The sequence below is a fragment of the Pseudomonas sp. B21-032 genome, from assembly GCF_024748965.1.
Taxonomy (GTDB): Bacteria; Pseudomonadota; Gammaproteobacteria; order Pseudomonadales; family Pseudomonadaceae; genus Aquipseudomonas.
The window spans coordinates 4,854,515-4,870,752 of sequence record NZ_CP087180.1; the positions used below are offsets into that span (position 1 = coordinate 4,854,515).

General features: G+C 62.7%; 14 protein-coding genes. 4 read left to right on the forward strand and 10 right to left on the reverse strand.

Going from position 1 to position 16,238, the window contains the following annotated elements:
- Positions 1 to 39: 39 nt before the first annotated feature.
- On the reverse strand, positions 40 to 882 hold the full coding sequence (locus LOY54_RS22340; RefSeq protein ID WP_045197365.1) for a mechanosensitive ion channel family protein: 843 nt from the start codon (positions 880 to 882) through the stop codon (positions 40 to 42).
- A gap of 116 nt (positions 883 to 998) precedes the next feature.
- Positions 999 to 1,484 (reverse strand): YajQ family cyclic di-GMP-binding protein, encoded by a 486-nt coding sequence (locus LOY54_RS22345; protein ID WP_045197363.1) that lies wholly within the window; start codon positions 1,482 to 1,484, stop codon positions 999 to 1,001.
- A gap of 113 nt (positions 1,485 to 1,597) precedes the next feature.
- On the opposite strand from LOY54_RS22345, the gene LOY54_RS22350 reads away from it, so the two are divergent.
- The 3 genes from LOY54_RS22350 to LOY54_RS22360 are packed head-to-tail and all read left to right on the forward strand — an operon-like array spanning position 1,598 to position 5,142.
- Positions 1,598 to 2,515, forward strand: a complete 918-nt coding sequence (locus tag LOY54_RS22350) for a putative 2-dehydropantoate 2-reductase (protein WP_258607957.1) — start codon at positions 1,598 to 1,600, stop codon at positions 2,513 to 2,515.
- A 51-nt stretch (positions 2,516 to 2,566) separates the two neighbouring features.
- A complete protein-coding gene (locus LOY54_RS22355) occupies positions 2,567 to 4,579 on the forward strand; it encodes an ATP-binding protein (protein ID WP_258607958.1) in 2,013 nt (670 codons plus the stop codon).
- 2 nt (positions 4,580 to 4,581) lie between these two features.
- Positions 4,582 to 5,142 (forward strand): cob(I)yrinic acid a,c-diamide adenosyltransferase, encoded by a 561-nt coding sequence (locus LOY54_RS22360; protein WP_093379841.1) that lies wholly within the window; start codon positions 4,582 to 4,584, stop codon positions 5,140 to 5,142.
- Positions 5,143 to 5,214: 72 nt separating this feature from the next.
- On the opposite strand, the gene LOY54_RS22365 is transcribed toward LOY54_RS22360, so the two are convergent.
- From LOY54_RS22365 to secA, 4 genes are all read right to left on the reverse strand, one after another.
- Positions 5,215 to 6,159, reverse strand: coding sequence for a Nudix family hydrolase (locus LOY54_RS22365; protein ID WP_258607959.1), 945 nt, complete (start codon positions 6,157 to 6,159; stop codon positions 5,215 to 5,217).
- Positions 6,156 to 6,788 carry a glutathione S-transferase gene (locus tag LOY54_RS22370; protein WP_093379836.1) on the reverse strand — a complete coding sequence of 211 codons (633 nt, stop codon included), beginning with the start codon at positions 6,786 to 6,788 and terminating at the stop codon, positions 6,156 to 6,158. The genes LOY54_RS22365 and LOY54_RS22370 overlap by 4 nt, the downstream gene beginning before the upstream one ends.
- Positions 6,789 to 6,869: 81 nt before the next feature.
- Positions 6,870 to 8,087, reverse strand: a complete 1,218-nt coding sequence (gene argJ, locus LOY54_RS22375) for a bifunctional glutamate N-acetyltransferase/amino-acid acetyltransferase ArgJ (RefSeq protein ID WP_045197349.1) — start codon at positions 8,085 to 8,087, stop codon at positions 6,870 to 6,872.
- A gap of 126 nt (positions 8,088 to 8,213) precedes the next feature.
- A complete protein-coding gene (gene secA / locus LOY54_RS22380; RefSeq protein WP_258607960.1) occupies positions 8,214 to 10,946 on the reverse strand; it encodes a preprotein translocase subunit SecA in 2,733 nt (910 codons plus the stop codon).
- A 283-nt stretch (positions 10,947 to 11,229) separates the two neighbouring features.
- Between secA and LOY54_RS22385 the strand changes: the two genes are divergently transcribed.
- Entirely contained in the window at positions 11,230 to 11,697 is a 468-nt protein-coding gene (locus LOY54_RS22385; protein WP_093379832.1) for a DUF721 domain-containing protein, read from the forward strand.
- Positions 11,698 to 11,824: 127 nt separating this feature from the next.
- Here LOY54_RS22385 and lpxC read toward each other — a convergent pair whose 3' ends face one another.
- The 4 genes from lpxC to LOY54_RS22405 form a co-directional block, all read right to left on the reverse strand.
- The gene (gene lpxC / locus LOY54_RS22390; protein WP_028943297.1) at positions 11,825 to 12,736 is read right to left on the reverse strand and encodes a UDP-3-O-acyl-N-acetylglucosamine deacetylase; all 912 of its coding nucleotides are present in this window, start codon (positions 12,734 to 12,736) and stop codon (positions 11,825 to 11,827) included.
- Between the two features lie 112 nt (positions 12,737 to 12,848).
- A complete protein-coding gene (gene ftsZ / locus LOY54_RS22395) occupies positions 12,849 to 14,036 on the reverse strand; it encodes a cell division protein FtsZ (RefSeq protein ID WP_045197340.1) in 1,188 nt (395 codons plus the stop codon).
- 56 nt (positions 14,037 to 14,092) lie between these two features.
- On the reverse strand, positions 14,093 to 15,352 hold the full coding sequence (gene ftsA, locus LOY54_RS22400; RefSeq protein ID WP_010220793.1) for a cell division protein FtsA: 1,260 nt from the start codon (positions 15,350 to 15,352) through the stop codon (positions 14,093 to 14,095).
- A 15-nt stretch (positions 15,353 to 15,367) separates the two neighbouring features.
- On the reverse strand, positions 15,368 to 16,237 hold the full coding sequence (locus tag LOY54_RS22405) for a cell division protein FtsQ/DivIB (RefSeq protein ID WP_038998876.1): 870 nt from the start codon (positions 16,235 to 16,237) through the stop codon (positions 15,368 to 15,370).
- Between the last annotated feature and the right edge of the window lies 1 nt (position 16,238).

Consider the following 16,238-nt stretch of genomic DNA (forward strand, 5'->3'; position numbering starts at 1 on the left):
TTGTGCAGGAGCGGGCTTGCCCCGCGATTGCCTCAGTCGTTACTGCACCGCCGCTTCCTGCACCACGCGGATCACCCGCTGCGGAAAGGGAATGTCGATGCCTTCGGCCTTGAGGCGGTCACGGGCATGCTCGTTGAGCATGAACAGCACGTCCCAGTAGTCGGCGGTGTTGACCCAGATGCGCAGCGATACCGTGATCGAGCTGTCGCCCAGGGTCGAAATCACTGCCTGTGGCGCCGGGTCCTGGTGCACCCGCGGGTCCTGGGCCAGTTCCAGCAGCACGTTGCGGGCCTTTTGCAGGTCGGCGTCGTAGTCCACGCCCACATCGAACACCACCTTGCGCGTCGGCTGGCGGTTGGTGTTGGTGATGATGCCGTTGGACAGGCTGCCGTTAGGCAGGATCACGGTCTTGTTGTCGCCGGTGCGCAGCACGGTGTGGAAGATCTGGATGCTGTCGACGGTACCCGCAACCCCCTGGGCTTCGATCCAGTCACCGATGCGGAACGGGCGGAACAGCAAAATCAATACGCCACCGGCGAAGTTGGCCAGGCTGCCCTGCAGCGCCAGGCCGATAGCCAGGCCTGCGGCACCGATGGCGGCGACGAAGGAGGTGGTTTCGATGCCGATCATCGAGGCCACGCTGACAATCAGCAGGATCTTCAGGATGATGTTGGCCAGGCTGCTGATGAAGCCTTGCAGGGCCTGGTCGGCATTGCGCAGGGCCAGCAGTTTGCCCAGGCGGAAAGTGACTTTGTTGATCAGCCACCAGCCGATGGCCAGGGTCAGCAGCGCCAGCAACAGGCGGCTGCCGTATTCCATGATCAGTGGAAGCCAGGTTTGCGAAGCCTTGACCAACTGGTCGACCTCAGCGTTGAAATCCATCGTATGTTCTCCTGATGCCGAGCGGCAAAGAGCTGAAAAAGACCTGCCGCAAACGTTTCAGCGGCACCTCGGCCCTCGGACGCCAAAAAGGCGCCAAGGTTCCGGGCTCCGCGACTTCAGTCGCGGAAATTGTTGAACTGCAGGGGCATGCCGAACTCTTTGGCGCGCAGGGCGGCGATCGCTTCTTGCAGGTCGTCGCGCTTCTTGCCGGTGACGCGCACCTGCTCGCCCTGGATGGCGGCCTGGACCTTGAGCTTGGCGTCCTTGATGTGGGCGACGATCTTCTTCGCCAGTTCTTTATCGATACCCTCTTTGAGCACCGCTTCCTGCTTCATGACCTTGCCCGAAGCGAAGGCGTCCTTCACTTCCAGGCACTGCACGTCGATCTTGCGCTTGACCAGGGCCAGCTTGAGGATCTCGATCATCGCTTCGAGCTGGAACTCGGCCTCGGCGGTCAGGTTGACGGTCAGTTCCTTTTCCTTGAACTCGAAGCTGCCCTTGCCCTTGAGGTCATAGCGACGGTCCAGGTCCTTGACCGCGTTTTCCACGGCGTTGGTGACTTCGTGCTTGTCCAGTTCCGATACCACGTCGAACGACGGCATACCTTTTCTCCAAAAAATAAAGGCACCCTCGCGGCTCTGCTGAAAGAGCGCGATGGAGCGCGCAGGGTTTGACGGTTAAAATACCGGATCATTATAACGGTTGCGAAACGCTGATGAGCAGCACCTGGCATATTCTCGGCGCCGGCAGTCTGGGCAGCCTCTGGGCCTGCCGGCTGGCCCGCGCCGGCAAACCGGTCCGGCTGATCCTGCGCGACAAGGCGCGGCTGCAGGCCTATGAAGCCGCAGGCGGCCTGACCCTGGTTGAACAGGGCAAGGCGCAGTTACAGGCGATCCCGGCGCAACTGGCCGACGACCACACGCCGATCCACCGCTTGCTGGTGGCCTGCAAGGCCTACGACGCCGAACAGGCGGTGGCGCAACTGGCGCCGCGCCTGGCTAAAGATGCCGAGCTGATCCTGCTGCAGAACGGTCTGGGCAGCCAGGAAGCGGTGGCCAACCGCGTACCCCACGCCCGCTGCGTGTCCGCCTCGAGCACCGAAGGCGCGTTCCGCGAGCAGGACTGGCAGGTGAATTTCGCCGGGCACGGCTTCAACTGGCTGGGCGATCCGGCCAACCCCGGCGCCCCGGACTGGCTCGATGACCTGAGCGACGCCGGCATTCCCCACCAGTGGACCCCGGACATCCTCACCCGCCTGTGGCGCAAGCTGGCGCTCAATTGTGCGATCAACCCGCTGACCGTGCTGCATGACTGTCGCAATGGCGGCCTGCAGGCGCATCAGTGCGAAGTCGCGACCCTGTGCGCCGAACTTGCCGAGCTGCTGCAATACTGCGGCCAGCCGCAAGCGGCCGAGGGCCTGGTCGATGAAGTGGAACGGGTGATCCATGCCACGGCGGCCAACTACTCTTCCATGTACCAGGATGTTCGCCACGGCCGGCGCACCGAAATCCACTACCTGCTCGGCCATGCCTGCCGCACCGCCAGCCGCCACGGCCGGCAGCTGCCGCACCTGGAACGGCTGTACCGGCGCCTGGTCGAACACCTGAACACGCGCGGATTGCCCTGCGACTGAGCACGGCGCTACCCTGCCCCTTCACCTACAGACCGGGACTACGCCTTTCACATGACCTTGCGCGAACGCCTGGAGAACCTGCCGGTCGGCCAGAAGTTGCTGGCCGCCCTGCTGGTGCTGCTGATCACTATCCTGCTGGTGGCCAACCTGACTTTTATCAGCGCCGCCTACTGGATTTCCCAGGAGAGCATGGCCCCGCAGGCCCTGCAGACCATTGGCCGGCTGGTGTCCAACCCGCAACTGGCGCAACAGGCCAGCGATTCGCCGGAGGCCGCCAAGGCCCTGCTCAAGGAACTCGACAGCTACACCCCGCTGCGCGCCGCCGCCCTGTACGGCAGCGACGGCAAGATGCTTGCGCAATTGCAGCACGGCGAAGCCCTGCCGTTGCCCAAGCGCTACCGCAACATCGACAACTGGCGCCTGACCGAATTTCGCAGCACGCAACTGGTGAACCTGCCGCGCGCGGGCGGCCCGCCCGGCCATCTGCTGCTGGTGGCCAGCAGCGAGCTGCCGATGGCCTTCTACACCGGCACCCTGACCGCGAGCCTGGGCATCCTGGTGTTCAGCATCCTGCTGTGGATGATCATCGCCCGGCAGATCAAACGCCTGATCACCCAGCCGATCTACCAGCTCGAAGAACTCTCGCGCCAGGTCACCCGCGAAGAAAACTACGCCCTGCGCGCCAAGCGCGGCAACGATGACGAGATCGGCAGCCTGGCCGACGCCTTCAACACCATGCTCTCGCGCATCGAAGCCCGCGAGCAGCAGCTCAAGCGCACCCGCGACGAATTCCAGGACGCCTACGACCAGGCCCAGGGCCTGGCCGAAGAAACCCGCCACACCAACCGCAAACTGGAGCTGGAAGTCCAGGTGCGCAGCAAGATCGAGAAAAAACTCACCGGTTTTCAGAACTATCTCAACAGCATCATCGACTCCATGCCCTCGGCGCTGATCGCCCTCGATGAGCAGCTCTATGTCACCCAGTGGAACCAGGAAGCCAGCGCGCTCTCTGGAACGCCGCTAGACGAAGCGCTGAACCAGCCGATCTTCCTTGCCTTCGAACCCCTCAAGCCGTTTTTGCCGCAGCTCAAGGAGAGCGTCGAGAAGCACCGGGTGGCGAAGATCGAGCGGGTAACCTGGACCAAGGACGACGACGCCCGCCACTATGCCCTGACCTTTTACCCACTGATGGGCGGTGGCGGCCGCGGCGTGGTGATCCGCATCGACGACATCACCCAGCGCCTGTCGCTGGAAGAGATGATGGTGCAGTCGGAGAAGATGCTCTCGGTCGGCGGCCTGGCGGCGGGCATGGCCCACGAGATCAACAACCCGCTGGGCGCCATCCTGCACAACGTGCAGAACATTCGCCGGCGGCTATCGCCGGACCTTGCCAAGAACCTCGAACAGGCCGACGAGATCGGCATCGACCTGCCGACCGTCAACCGCTACCTGCAAAGCCGCGAAGTGCCGCAGTTGCTCGACGGCATCCAGCAGGCCGGCGCCCGCGCGGCAAAAATCGTTACCCACATGCTCAGCTTCAGCCGACGCAGCAACCGCCAGTTGGCGCCTTGCGATTTGCCGGCGCTGATCGACCAGGCGGTGGAAATTGCCGGCAACGACTTTGACCTGACCATCGGCTTCGACTTCAAGGGCCAGGCCATCGTCCGCCAGTTCGACCCCAACCTGGGCCCGGTGCCGTGCACCGCCAACGAACTGGAACAGGTGTTGCTCAACCTGCTGAAAAACGCCGCCCAGGCCATTCACCTGCGCCACGACGACAGTGAGCCCGGGCGCATCACCCTGCGCACCCGGCTCAACCCGCCGTGGGCGGAGATCCAGGTCGAGGACAACGGCATCGGCATGCCCGAAGCGGTGCGCAAACGCACCTTCGAGCCGTTCTTCACCACCAAGGAAATCGGCCAGGGCACGGGCCTGGGCCTGTCGGTGTCGTATTTCATCATCACCAACAATCACAAGGGGCAGATGGAAGTGCAATCGGCACCGGGCCAGGGTACTTGCTTCACCTTGCGCCTGCCGCTTGCCCCAAGCAAAACGGAGTCTTGAGCATGGGTTTTCGTTTGTCGAAGATTTACACCCGCACCGGCGACAAAGGTGAAACCGGGCTGGGCGATGGCCGCCGCGTGCCAAAGGACCATCCGCGAATCGAAGCGATTGGCGAGGTCGACAGCCTCAACAGCCAGTTGGGCCTGTTACTGGCCGGGTTGGCCGAACAGCGGCTGGATGAGCTCACTGAAGTACTCGCACCTTGTCAGCACCGGCTGTTCGATCTGGGCGGGGAACTGGCGATGCCGGCGTATCAAGCGTTGAACAGCGCTGAAGTGGAGCGCCTGGAGGCGGCGATCGACCGCTGGAACGAAGAGCTGGGGCCGCTGGAGAACTTCATTCTGCCCAGTGGTTCGGCGCTGATCGCCCAGGCCCACGTGTGCCGCAGCCTGGCCCGCAGTGCCGAGCGGCGCTGCCAGCAGTTGAACAGCATCGAGCCGCTGGCCGGGGTGGGCCTGGCGTATATCAATCGGTTGTCGGATTTGCTGTTTGTCGCGGCACGCTTGATAGCACGGCGTCAGGGAGTGGCCGAGGTGTTGTGGCAGGCTGCGGCCAAACCCTGAGGGCCTCATCGCGGGTCAAGCCCGCTCCTACAGGTAGCGATCCTGTAGGAGCGGACTTGCCCCGCGATCAATTCAGAGCTCAGGCCAGAACGCGCGGATCCCCGCCACACCCTGAGCGCCATGCTGCCAGGCCTTTTCCTGCTCGGCAGCGCCCACGCCACCAAGCAGATACACAGGCTTGCTGAAGCCTTCGATCAGTTGCTGCGCCTGCTCCCAGCCCAATGGCACGGCATCCGGATGGGTCTGGGTCGCCTGCACCGGCGACAGGGTGACGAAATCCACGCCCATCTGCTCGGCCAGTGCCAGTTCTTCAGCGTTATGACACGACGCCGCCAGCCAGCGCTGCCTGGGGAACGGCCGGCCTTTGCTGGCGTACTTGCGCAACTGCTCAGAGGTCAGGTGCCAACCGGCCGCCGGGAAGTCGCCGAGCCATTCCAGCGGGCCCTTGAGCATCAACTGCGCCTTGCCCGCGCACAGACCGACCGCATCTACCGCGACATCGCGGTATTTGGGGTCGTACATGTTCGGCGCACGTAGTTGTACCAGCTTGATTCCGTCGGCAATGGCCTTCTGGATGCCTCGCAACATCTGCGGGACTTCCAGCCCCTCGGGAGTAATCAGGTATTGCCCCGGCAAACGCGCGGCGGCAACGATTGGCTGGTTGGCTTCAGGGAAGTCGTAGTCCGGCAACTCCCGCGCAGTCACCCAGGCCAGCGGCTGGCCTTCGGCGCCATGGGGTTCGCCGCTAAAGCCGTTAACCTCCCAGACATCCAGCAGCACCTGTTTGTCGGGGTAATCGTGCTTGACCTTGATCAGCGGCCGCGCCGCAGTGACAACGATGCCCAGCTCTTCATGAAGCTCACGAGCCAGGGCCACTTCGACCGCTTCGCCGTCTTCGACCTTGCCACCGGGAAATTCCCACAGGCCGCCCTGGTGCTGGCTGTCAGCGCGGCGGGCAATCAGGATGCGTCCGTCGGTGCCGCGGATGACCGCGGCGGCTACATGCACACGTTTCACCCTTCACGCTCCGCCAGGCCAGCTTGTTGCCAGGCCTGGAAGGCTGGCCACTGGTAGATGGTCTCGATATAGGCCGCCGCATCTGCCGGCACTTCGACCCGGTAGGTGCGCAGGCGCACGGCGATCGGGGCAAAGAAGGCATCGGCCAGGCTCAGGCTGCCGAACAGGTAAGGGCCAGCCTCTTTGGCTGCCAGGCGGCATTCGGACCACAGCGCGACGATGCGGTCGATATCGACCTGCACGTCCAGCGGCATGCTTTCCAGCGCTTGATCGCGAGAAAGGTCGAACGGCATGTTGCCACGCAGGGCGAAGAAGCCGCTGTGCATCTGCGCGCAAGCAGAACGGGCCTGGGCACGGGCAGCGACGTCGGTAGGCCAGAGGTTGGCTTGCGGGTGACGCTCGGCCAGGTATTCGGCAATCGCCAGGGAGTCGGCGATCACCCCGTGCTCGCTTTTGAGCAGCGGCACCTTGGCAGTGGGCGAATGCTCGAGCAGGCGCTGGCGGGTGTCAGGCTGGTTGAGCTTGATCAGGGTTTCATCGTAAGTAGCACCGGCCAGCTCAAGGGCCAGGGCGGCGCGCAGCGACCAGGAGGAGTACAGCTTGTCGCCGATGATCAGGTGGTAGCTCATGGTTCGGCTCCATCAGGGGCTTTTCGCGGGTCAAGCCCGCTCCTACAGGTTTGGTAGGAGCGGGCTTGCCCGGCGATGAGGTTAAGTACGGTATTCAGCGTTGATTTTCACGTACTCGTGGGACAGGTCGGTGGTCCAGATGGTTTCGCTGCACTGGCCACGGCCCAGCTCGATACGGATGGTGATTTCTTCACGGGCCATGACTGCCGAGCCCTGGGCTTCGGTGTAGCTGGCGCTGCGCCCGCCCTGGCTGGCGATGCACACATCACCCAGGTAGACGTCGATCAGGCTGACGTCCAGGTCCGGTACACCGGCCCGGCCGACCGCGGCGAGGATCCGGCCCCAGTTCGGGTCGGAGGCGAACAGTGCGGTCTTGATCAGCGGCGAGTGGGCCACGGCATAGCCGACGTCCAGGCACTCCTGATGGTTGCCGCCGCCATTGACTTCAACAGTGACGAACTTGGTCGCACCCTCGCCGTCGCGGACGATGGCCTGGGCGACTTCCATGCACACTTCGAACACGGCTTTTTTCAGCGCTTCGAACAGCGGACCACTGGCTTCGCTGACTTCGGCGACATCGGCCTTGCCGGTGGCAATCAGCATGCAGCAGTCGTTGGTCGAGGTATCGCCGTCGATGGTGATGCGGTTGAACGACTTGTTGGCGCCGTCGAGGATCAGGTCCTTGAGCACCGCCGGGGCCACCTTGGCGTCGGTGGCGATGTAACCGAGCATGGTCGCCATGTTCGGGCGGATCATGCCCGCGCCCTTGCTGATGCCGGTGACTGTGATGGTCACGCCGTCATGCTGGAACTGGCGGCTGGCGCCTTTAGGCAGGGTGTCGGTGGTCATGATGCCGGTGGCGGCAGCGGCCCAGTTGTTTTCCGACAAGTCATCGATGGCTGCCTGCAGGGCGCCTTCGATCTTCTCGACCGGCAGCGGCTCGCCGATCACGCCGGTGGAGAATGGCAGCACGGCACTGGCGTCGACGCCAGTCAGCTCGGCCAGCTTGGCGCAGGTGCGCTCGGCCGCAGCCAGGCCTGGCGCGCCGGTGCCGGCGTTGGCGTTGCCGGTGTTGGTCAGCAGGTAGCGCACGGTACCCTGTACGCGCTGTTTGGCGAGGATCACCGGGGCGGCGCAAAAGGCGTTCAGGGTAAACACGCCGGCGACGCTGGAGCCTTCGGCGCAGCGCATTACCACCACGTCCTTGCGCCCGGGGCGCTTGATGCCCGCAGAGGCGATGCCGAGTTCGAAACCTGGAACCGGGTGCAACGTTGGCAAAGGACCAAGACCAACAGCCATGAAAGCGCTCCTAGAAAAAAGGCACCGGGACAAGATTACCGGCGCTTGAGATGGAACAACGCCGCGACGGTCAGGACCAGTCGCGGCGCGGTGTTCAGATGTTAGCGAGGTACTACGGCGTGATGATCAGTCGATCTTGCCGTGGCACTGCTTGAACTTCTTGCCCGAACCGCACCAGCATGGCTCGTTGCGGCCCAGCTTCTGCTCGTTGCGCACAGGCGCGGCGGCCACGGCAACGTCAGCACCGTCTTCCTGCGGTTCAGCTTCAAGGCCCGGGGCCTCAGCGTGCTGGAACTGCATGCGCGCAGCCAGCTCTTCGGCTTCGCGGCGCAGACGGGCCTCTTCCTCGACCGGATCTTCGCGGCGCACCTGAACGTGCGAGAGCACGCGGATGGTGTCGCGCTTGATCGAATCGAGCAGCTCCTGGAACAGGTTGAACGACTCGCGCTTGTACTCCTGCTTCGGGTTCTTCTGCGCATAGCCGCGCAGGTGGATACCGTGGCGCAGATGGTCCATGGTCGACAGGTGGTCTTTCCACAGGTCGTCGAGCACACGCAGCAGGATCTGCTTCTCGAAGGTACGCAGGGCTTCGGCGCTGGCCTGCTCTTCCTTCTCGTTGTAGGCCGCCAGCAGCTCGGTCATGAGCTTGGCACGCAGGGATTCTTCGTACAGGTGGTCGTCTTCGTCGAGCCATTGCTGAATCGGCAGCTTGACCCCGAAATCGCTGGCCAGGGCCGCTTCCAGGCCGGCCACGTCCCACTGCTCGGGCAGCGATTGCGGCGGAATGTGCTGGGCGACGGTGACGTCGAGCACTTCCTGGCGGAAGTCGGCGATGGTGTCGCCAATGTTGTCGGCTGCCAGCAGGCTGTTACGCATGTGGTAGATGACTTTACGCTGTTCGTTGGCGACGTCGTCGAACTCGAGCAACTGCTTGCGAATGTCGAAGTTGCGGCCTTCGACCTTGCGCTGGGCTTTTTCGATGGCGTTGGTGACCATGCGGTGTTCGATGGCTTCACCGGACTGCATGCCCAGGGCCTTCATAAAGTTCTTCACCCGGTCAGAGGCGAAGATACGCATCAGGCTGTCTTCCAGCGACAGGTAGAAACGGCTCGAACCCGGGTCGCCCTGACGACCGGAACGGCCACGCAGCTGGTTGTCGATACGGCGCGATTCGTGACGCTCGGAAGCAATCACGTGCAGGCCACCGGACTCGATCACCTGCTGGTGACGCTTCTGCCAGTCGGCCTTGATCTGCGCGACCTGCTCGGCGGTCGGGCTGTCCATGGCGGCGACTTCGACTTCCCAGTTACCGCCCAGGAGGATGTCGGTACCGCGACCGGCCATGTTGGTGGCGATGGTCAGCGCACCCGGGCGACCGGCCTGGGCAATGATCTCGGCTTCTTTTTCGTGGTACTTGGCGTTCAGGACCTTGTGATCGATGCCTTCCTTCTGCAGCAGGTTGGACATGTGCTCGGAGGTTTCGATGGTCGCGGTGCCCACCAGGACCGGACGGCCCTGGGTCATGCTTTCCTTGATGTCGGCGATGATCGCCTGGTACTTCTCGTCGGCGGTCAGGTACACCAGGTCGTTGAAGTCCTTACGGGCCAACGGCTTGTTCGGCGGGATCACCATCACGTTGAGGCCGTAGATCGACTGGAACTCGAACGCTTCGGTGTCGGCGGTACCGGTCATGCCCGACAGTTTGTTGTACAGGCGGAAGTAGTTCTGGAAGGTGGTCGAGGCCAGGGTCTGGCTCTCGGCCTGAATGTTCAGGTTCTCTTTCGCTTCGATCGCCTGGTGCAGGCCTTCGGACAGACGACGGCCCGGCATGGTACGCCCGGTGTGTTCGTCGATCAGCAGGATCTGGCCGTCCTGGACGATGTACTCGATGTTGCGATGGAACAGCTTGTGCGCGCGCAGGCCGGCGTAGACGTGGGTCAGCAGGCCCAGGTTGTGCGCCGAGTAGAGGCTCTCGCCCTCGGCCAGCAGGCCGACCTGGGTGAGCATCTCTTCGATGAACTGGTGGCCGGCTTCGTTGAGTTCAACCTGACGGCTCTTCTCGTCGATGCTGTAGTGGCCTTCCTGGGTAACCTGGCCCTCGACTTCCTCGATGTGCTGCTTGAGGCGCGGGATCAGCTTGTTGATCTCGATGTACAGCTTGGAGCTGTCTTCGGCCTGGCCGGAGATGATCAGCGGGGTACGGGCTTCATCGATGAGGATGGAGTCGACTTCGTCGATCACGGCGAAATTCAGCTCGCGCTGGAATTTCTCTTCCATGCTGAAGGCCATGTTGTCGCGCAGGTAGTCGAAACCGAATTCGTTGTTGGTGCCGTAGGTGATGTCGGCGGCATAGGCAATACGCTTCTCTTCCGGCGGCTGGAACGGTGTGACGACACCGACGGTCAGGCCGAGGAATTCGTACAGCGGACGCATCCAGTTGGCATCGCGGCGGGCCAGGTAGTCGTTCACCGTGACCACGTGCACGCCTTTGCCCGACAAGGCATTGAGGTACACGCCCAGGGTTGCGACCAAGGTCTTGCCTTCACCGGTACGCATTTCTGCGATCATGCCTTCGTGCAAGGTCATGCCGCCGATCAGTTGCACATCGAAGTGACGCATGCCCATGACCCGCTTGCCCGCTTCACGGGCGACCGCGAAGGCTTCAGGCAACAGCTGGTCGAGGGTCTCGCCTTTGGCCAGGCGCTCTTTGAACGCTGCGGTCTTGGCGCGCAGCTGCTCGTCCGAGAGGGCCACCATCTGCTCTTCGAAGGCATTGACGATCTGTACCGTCTTGAGCATGCGTTTGACTTCACGCTCGTTCTTGCTTCCAAAAAGTTTTTTTAACAAAGGCGCAAACATATCGGCAGGATCTTCCACACGTGGGGATGGAGGGCGGCCCCGTAAGTCGCCCGTGCAGCCCTAATGGCCGCATGCGAACGAGCATTCTACCCGGAAACGATGGTGAGGAAAGTGGCGGATTTCCACGATGCTGGCACAGCGCTTTGACGGGGCATGGTTAAAATAAGGCCTTTTTCGCCAACTTCAAGCCATTGCAACATGAAGTTTTACCCTCGCAGCGCAAACAGGGCCTGCCTGTGGCGATCTGCTAAGATGGCAGCTCTGTAACTTCAGGTGTCCCTTCATGGCTTTTCGCCCCTCGCCAGCCCGCGCTCCCGCTGTCCTTCTGCGCGAAGCCCGGCCGCTCAAAGCCCTGTTCAGCCAGGCCCAGCGCCTGGCGCAACTGCAGAAGCTGCTCGACAGCCAGCTGCAGCCGGCGGCCCGCGAACATTGCCACCTCGCTTCCTGGCGCGAGGGCACGCTGTTGTTGATCGTCACCGACGGCCACTGGGCCACCCGCCTGCGTTACCAGCAAAAACGCCTGCAACGCCAGTTGCAGACCCTGGAAGCCTTTGCCAGCCTGACGCGGATTGTGTTCAAGGTACAGCCACCGACCACCCAGAGCCGCGCGGCCGGGCACACCGCCGACCTGTCGAGCCGGGCGGCCGAAAGTATTCAGGCGACGGCTGAAGGCATCAGCGATCCGAAGCTGCGGGCGGCGCTGGAGCGGTTGGCCAGCCATGCGCGGGATAAGGATGCGGCGGACTCTTGAGGGTATGACTCGACTTGCCCCCGTTGCACCTGCTATCGCGGGGCATGCCCGCTCCTACAGGGGCTTCAGGCATAAAAAAGGCCACCCGAAGGTGGCCGAAAAAAACTAAAGAAGAGAGTGTTCGTACTTACACTGCCGCAACCGGACGCATGTAAGAGATCGGTGCCGTGCTGGCATCTTCGAAAGTCACCACTTCCCAGGCGTCTGTTTCCTCGATCAGCTTGCGCAGCAGCTGGTTGTTCAGCGCGTGTCCGGACTTGTAGCCCTTGAACTCGCCGATCAGGCTGTTGCCCAGCAGGTAGAGGTCGCCGATGGCGTCGAGGATCTTGTGCTTGACGAATTCGTCTTCGTAGCGAAGACCGTCTTCGTTGAGCACGCCGTCCTTGTCGACCACGATGGCGTTTTCCACACTGCCACCGAGTGCGAGGTTGTGCTTGCGCAGGTACTCGATGTCACTCATGAACCCGAAGGTACGGGCGCGGCTGACTTCCTTCACAAACGAGGTGCTGGAAAAGTCCACGCTGGCGCTTTGGGTCCGGTTGCGGAACACCGGGTGATCGAAATCGATCTCGAAACTCACCTTGAACCCGTCGAATGGCAGGAAAGTAGCGCGCTTGTCGCCGTCTTCCACTGTCACTTCGCGCAGGATGCGGATGAACTTCTTGGCTGCGTCCTGTTCTTCCAGGCCGGCAGATTGAATCAGGAATACAAAGGGCCCAGCGCTACCGTCCATGATCGGCACTTCGGACGCGGAGAGCTCGACGTAGGCGTTATCGATGCCCAGGCCAGCCATGGCCGAGAGCAAGTGCTCAACCGTGTCTACCTTGGTATCGCCGTTGACCAGTGTCGTCGACATGGTGGTCTCGCCGACGTTGGCCGCGCGGGCGGGAATTTCCACCACGGGGTCGAGGTCGGCACGGCGAAATACGATGCCGGTATCCACAGGTGCAGGTTTGAGGGTCAGGTAAACCTTTTCCCCGGAGTGCAGGCCGACACCTGTGGCACGGATAATATTCTTCAGGGTGCGTTGTTTAATCATGGCATTGGCCGCTTCAGCGCAAATTGCGAACTGGTATCAACAAAGGCTGAGGATAATACCAGACCCGGCCTTTGCTGAACACCAATCACCCTTATACCCCTGATAAATTTCATTAATCGGCCTGACGACGCAGGAATGCCGGGATGTCCAGGTAGTCCAGATCGTCTTGCGGATTAAGTTTTGCAGCCGCCGCAGCACCGGCGTGGGCCTGGTTGCGCATCACGGTCGGACGCTCCAGGTCACGGTAGTTAACCGACGACTCGTTGCGTACAGGGGCCGGAGCCGGGGTCTGCGCCGCAGCGGTCTGCATGGTGTTGTCGATAACCTTGACCGGCTTCTCGATTTTCGCACCCAGGCCAGTGGCAACCACGGTAACGTGCAGCTCGTCGCGCATGTCCGGATCGATAACGGTACCGACCTTGACCATGGCGTGATCGGATGCGAAGGCCTCGATGATGCTACCGACGTCCGAGTACTCACCCAGCGACAGGTCAGGACCTGCGGTGATGTTCACCAGGATGCCGCGAGCGCCCTGCAGGTTGACGTCTTCGAGCAGCGGGTTGCGGATGGCTGCCTCGGTCGCTTCACGTGCACGGTTAGGACCGCTGGCACAGCCGGTACCCATCATGGCCATGCCCATCTCGCTCATCACGGTACGCACGTCGGCGAAGTCGACGTTGATCATGCCCGGACGCTTGATGATGTCGGAGATACCGCGAACGGCACCGGCCAGTACGTCGTCAGCCTTGGCGAACGCCGACAGCAGGCTGGCGTCCTTGCCGAGGATGGTCAGCAGCTTCTCGTTGGGGATGGTGATCAGCGAGTCGACGCTGTCAGCCAGTGCACGGATGCCCTCGTCGGCAATCTGCATGCGCTTGCGGCCTTCGAACGGGAACGGCCGGGTCACCACGGCAACGGTGAGGATGCCCAGTTCCTTGGCCACTTCGGCGATGATTGGCGCCGCACCGGTACCGGTACCGCCGCCCATGCCGGTGGTGATGAACACCATGTTGGTGCCTTGCAGCACTTCAGCGATGCGCTCACGGTCTTCCAGCGCGGCCTGGCGGCCGACTTCCGGATTGGCCCCGGCACCCAGGCCCTTGGTCACGCCGGTACCCAGTTGCAGGATGGTGCGCGCGCCGATGTTTTTCAGCGCTTGAGCATCGGTGTTGGCGCAGATGAATTCGACGCCTTCGATGTTGCTCTTGACCATGTGATTGACGGCGTTGCCACCGCCGCCACCGACGCCGATCACTTTGATGACCGGACTTTGCGGGACGTTGTCTACGAGCTCGAACATTTTCCCTCTCCTTACAGTTCTCTAGTTTTTGCGCCTACTACTACTGCTTTGAAACTTTAAAAGTTGCCCTGGACCCAGCGTTTGAAGCGTTCGAACGCTGGAGCCTTCGGTTCATCGCCATAGCCGTTGTTGCTGCTGCTGATACCGGTCAGGGTCAAGCCGTCGGACTGCTTCTGCAGGCCGTAGGTCAAAAGGCCCACACCGGTGGAATAAATCGGGTTGCGCACCACATCGCTAAGGCCGCGAACACTGTGCGGCACGCCCAGGCGTACCGGCATGTGGAAGATTTCCTCGGCAAGTTCTACCGCGCCTTCCATTTTCGAGGTACCGCCGGTCAGGACGATGCCCGCCGGTACCAGGTCTTCGTAGCCGCTGCGACGCAGTTCGGCCTGGATCAGGGTGAAGAGCTCGTCGTAACGCGGCTCGACCACTTCGGCCAGGGCCTGGCGCGACAGTTCGCGCGGCGGACGGTCGCCGACGCTCGGCACCTTGATGGTTTCACCGGCGCCGGCCAGCTTGGCCAGGGCGCAGGCGTAACGGATCTTGATCTCTTCGGCGTATTGAGTCGGGGTACGCAGGGCCATGGCGATGTCGTTGGTCACCTGGTCGCCGGCAATCGGGATCACCGCGGTGTGACGGATCGCGCCTTCAGTGAAGATGGCGATGTCGGTGGTGCCGCCACCGATGTCGACCAGGCACACGCCGAGTTCTTTCTCGTCATCGGTCAGCACCGAGTAGGCCGAGGCCAGTTGCTCGAGGATGATGTCGTCGATTTCCAGGCCGCAGCGACGCACGCACTTTTCGATGTTCTGCGCGGCATTGACGGCGCAGGTGACCACGTGGACCTTGGCTTCCAGACGCACGCCGGACATGCCCAGTGGCTCGCGCACGCCTTCCTGGTTGTCGATCACGTAGTCCTGCGGCAGGGTGTGCAGGACCCGCTGGTCGGCCGGAATGGCCACGGCCTGGGCGGCGTCGAGCACGCGCTCAAGGTCGGCGGCGCTGACTTCACGGTCGCGGATGGCGACGATGCCGTGGGAGTTCAGGCTGCGGATGTGATTGCCGGCCACACCGACGAACGCCGAGTGGATCCGGCAGCCGGCCATCAGTTGGGCCTCTTCGACCGCACGCTGGATCGACTGCACGGTGGACTCGATATTGACCACCACGCCCTTCTTCAGCCCGCGCGATGGGTGGGTGCCGATACCGACGATTTCCAGGGTGCCGTCGGCGGCGACTTCGCCCACCAGTGCCACGACCTTGGAGGTGCCGATATCCAGCCCGACGATCATTTTGCCGCTATGCGCATTTGCCATGGGTCCTGCCTCTCTCTAATTCTTCGCAACGGCGGGTTGGGCCGTCGTCGGTGCATTCGGTTCCCGCCAGCCAACAGCCAGGCCATTGGCATAACGCAGATCGATGCGGGCGATGTTCGTGATCTGTTCTTTGAGTGTCTTGTCGTAAATGGCAATGAAGCGGCGCATCTTTTCCACCAGATGATCGCGTCCCAGCAGCAGTTCGATACCTGGCCCGGCGCTACCGGCACCGGTGGTCAGGAACCAGCTGCCGCGCTCGCGCAACTCCAGCCGGGCAATCGAAAAGCCCATCGGCCGCAACATCTGGCTCAGGACCTGATATTGCTGCATTACTTTTTGCTGCGCCCGCTGCGGCCCGAACAGCTGCGGCAGGTGCTCGTAGTTGGCCAGTTCACGCGGGGTAAAGGCCTGGCCCTGGTTATTGAGCAAGGCTTCGTCACCCCAGCGCGCGACCGGCAACTGTTCTTCCAGGCGGATCACCACTTCATCCGGCCACACCCGGCGCACTTCGGCGTGGGCGATCCAGGGCATCTGCTCCAGTTCCGCGCGCATGCTCGCCAGGTCGACGGTGAAGAAGCTCGCCGCTACGTAGGGGGCGATCCGTTGCTGCACCGCCTGCTGGCTGATGTAGCTGAGGTCGCCCTGTACGGCGATCTTGGTAATCGGCCGATCGGCGTACGGCATCAGGCGCTGGGCACCTTCGTAGGCGCCAAAACCTGCGACGACCAGCAGCACCGGCCACAGCAGGCGCTTGAACACGCTGAAGTTGGCCTTGGGCAGGCGCGCCGACAGTGGCTCCTTGGCCACCATCCGGCTGGCACCACGCGGCACCGGCTTGTTACGGCCGGGGGCGGGTTGCTGATGACGTAACATCGCGCCTTGCATG

Bases quoted from the DNA above. Each gene is read 5' to 3' on its own strand.
- LOY54_RS22340 (WP_045197365.1), bottom strand. From the start codon at position 882: ATGGATTTCAACGCTGAGGTCGACCAGTTGGTCAAGGCTTCGCAAACC.
- LOY54_RS22345 (WP_045197363.1), bottom strand. From the start codon at position 1,484: ATGCCGTCGTTCGACGTGGTATCGGAACTGGACAAGCACGAAGTCACC.
- LOY54_RS22350 (WP_258607957.1), top strand. From the start codon at position 1,598: ATGAGCAGCACCTGGCATATTCTCGGCGCCGGCAGTCTGGGCAGCCTC.
- LOY54_RS22355 (WP_258607958.1), top strand. From the start codon at position 2,567: ATGACCTTGCGCGAACGCCTGGAGAACCTGCCGGTCGGCCAGAAGTTG.
- LOY54_RS22360 (WP_093379841.1), top strand. From the start codon at position 4,582: ATGGGTTTTCGTTTGTCGAAGATTTACACCCGCACCGGCGACAAAGGT.
- LOY54_RS22370 (WP_093379836.1), bottom strand. From the start codon at position 6,788: ATGAGCTACCACCTGATCATCGGCGACAAGCTGTACTCCTCCTGGTCG.
- argJ (WP_045197349.1), bottom strand. From the start codon at position 8,087: ATGGCTGTTGGTCTTGGTCCTTTGCCAACGTTGCACCCGGTTCCAGGT.
- secA (WP_258607960.1), bottom strand. From the start codon at position 10,946: ATGTTTGCGCCTTTGTTAAAAAAACTTTTTGGAAGCAAGAACGAGCGT.
- LOY54_RS22385 (WP_093379832.1), top strand. From the start codon at position 11,230: ATGGCTTTTCGCCCCTCGCCAGCCCGCGCTCCCGCTGTCCTTCTGCGC.
- lpxC (WP_028943297.1), bottom strand. From the start codon at position 12,736: ATGATTAAACAACGCACCCTGAAGAATATTATCCGTGCCACAGGTGTC.
- ftsZ (WP_045197340.1), bottom strand. From the start codon at position 14,036: ATGTTCGAGCTCGTAGACAACGTCCCGCAAAGTCCGGTCATCAAAGTG.
- ftsA (WP_010220793.1), bottom strand. From the start codon at position 15,352: ATGGCAAATGCGCATAGCGGCAAAATGATCGTCGGGCTGGATATCGGC.
- LOY54_RS22405 (WP_038998876.1), bottom strand. From the start codon at position 16,237: ATGCAAGGCGCGATGTTACGTCATCAGCAACCCGCCCCCGGCCGTAAC.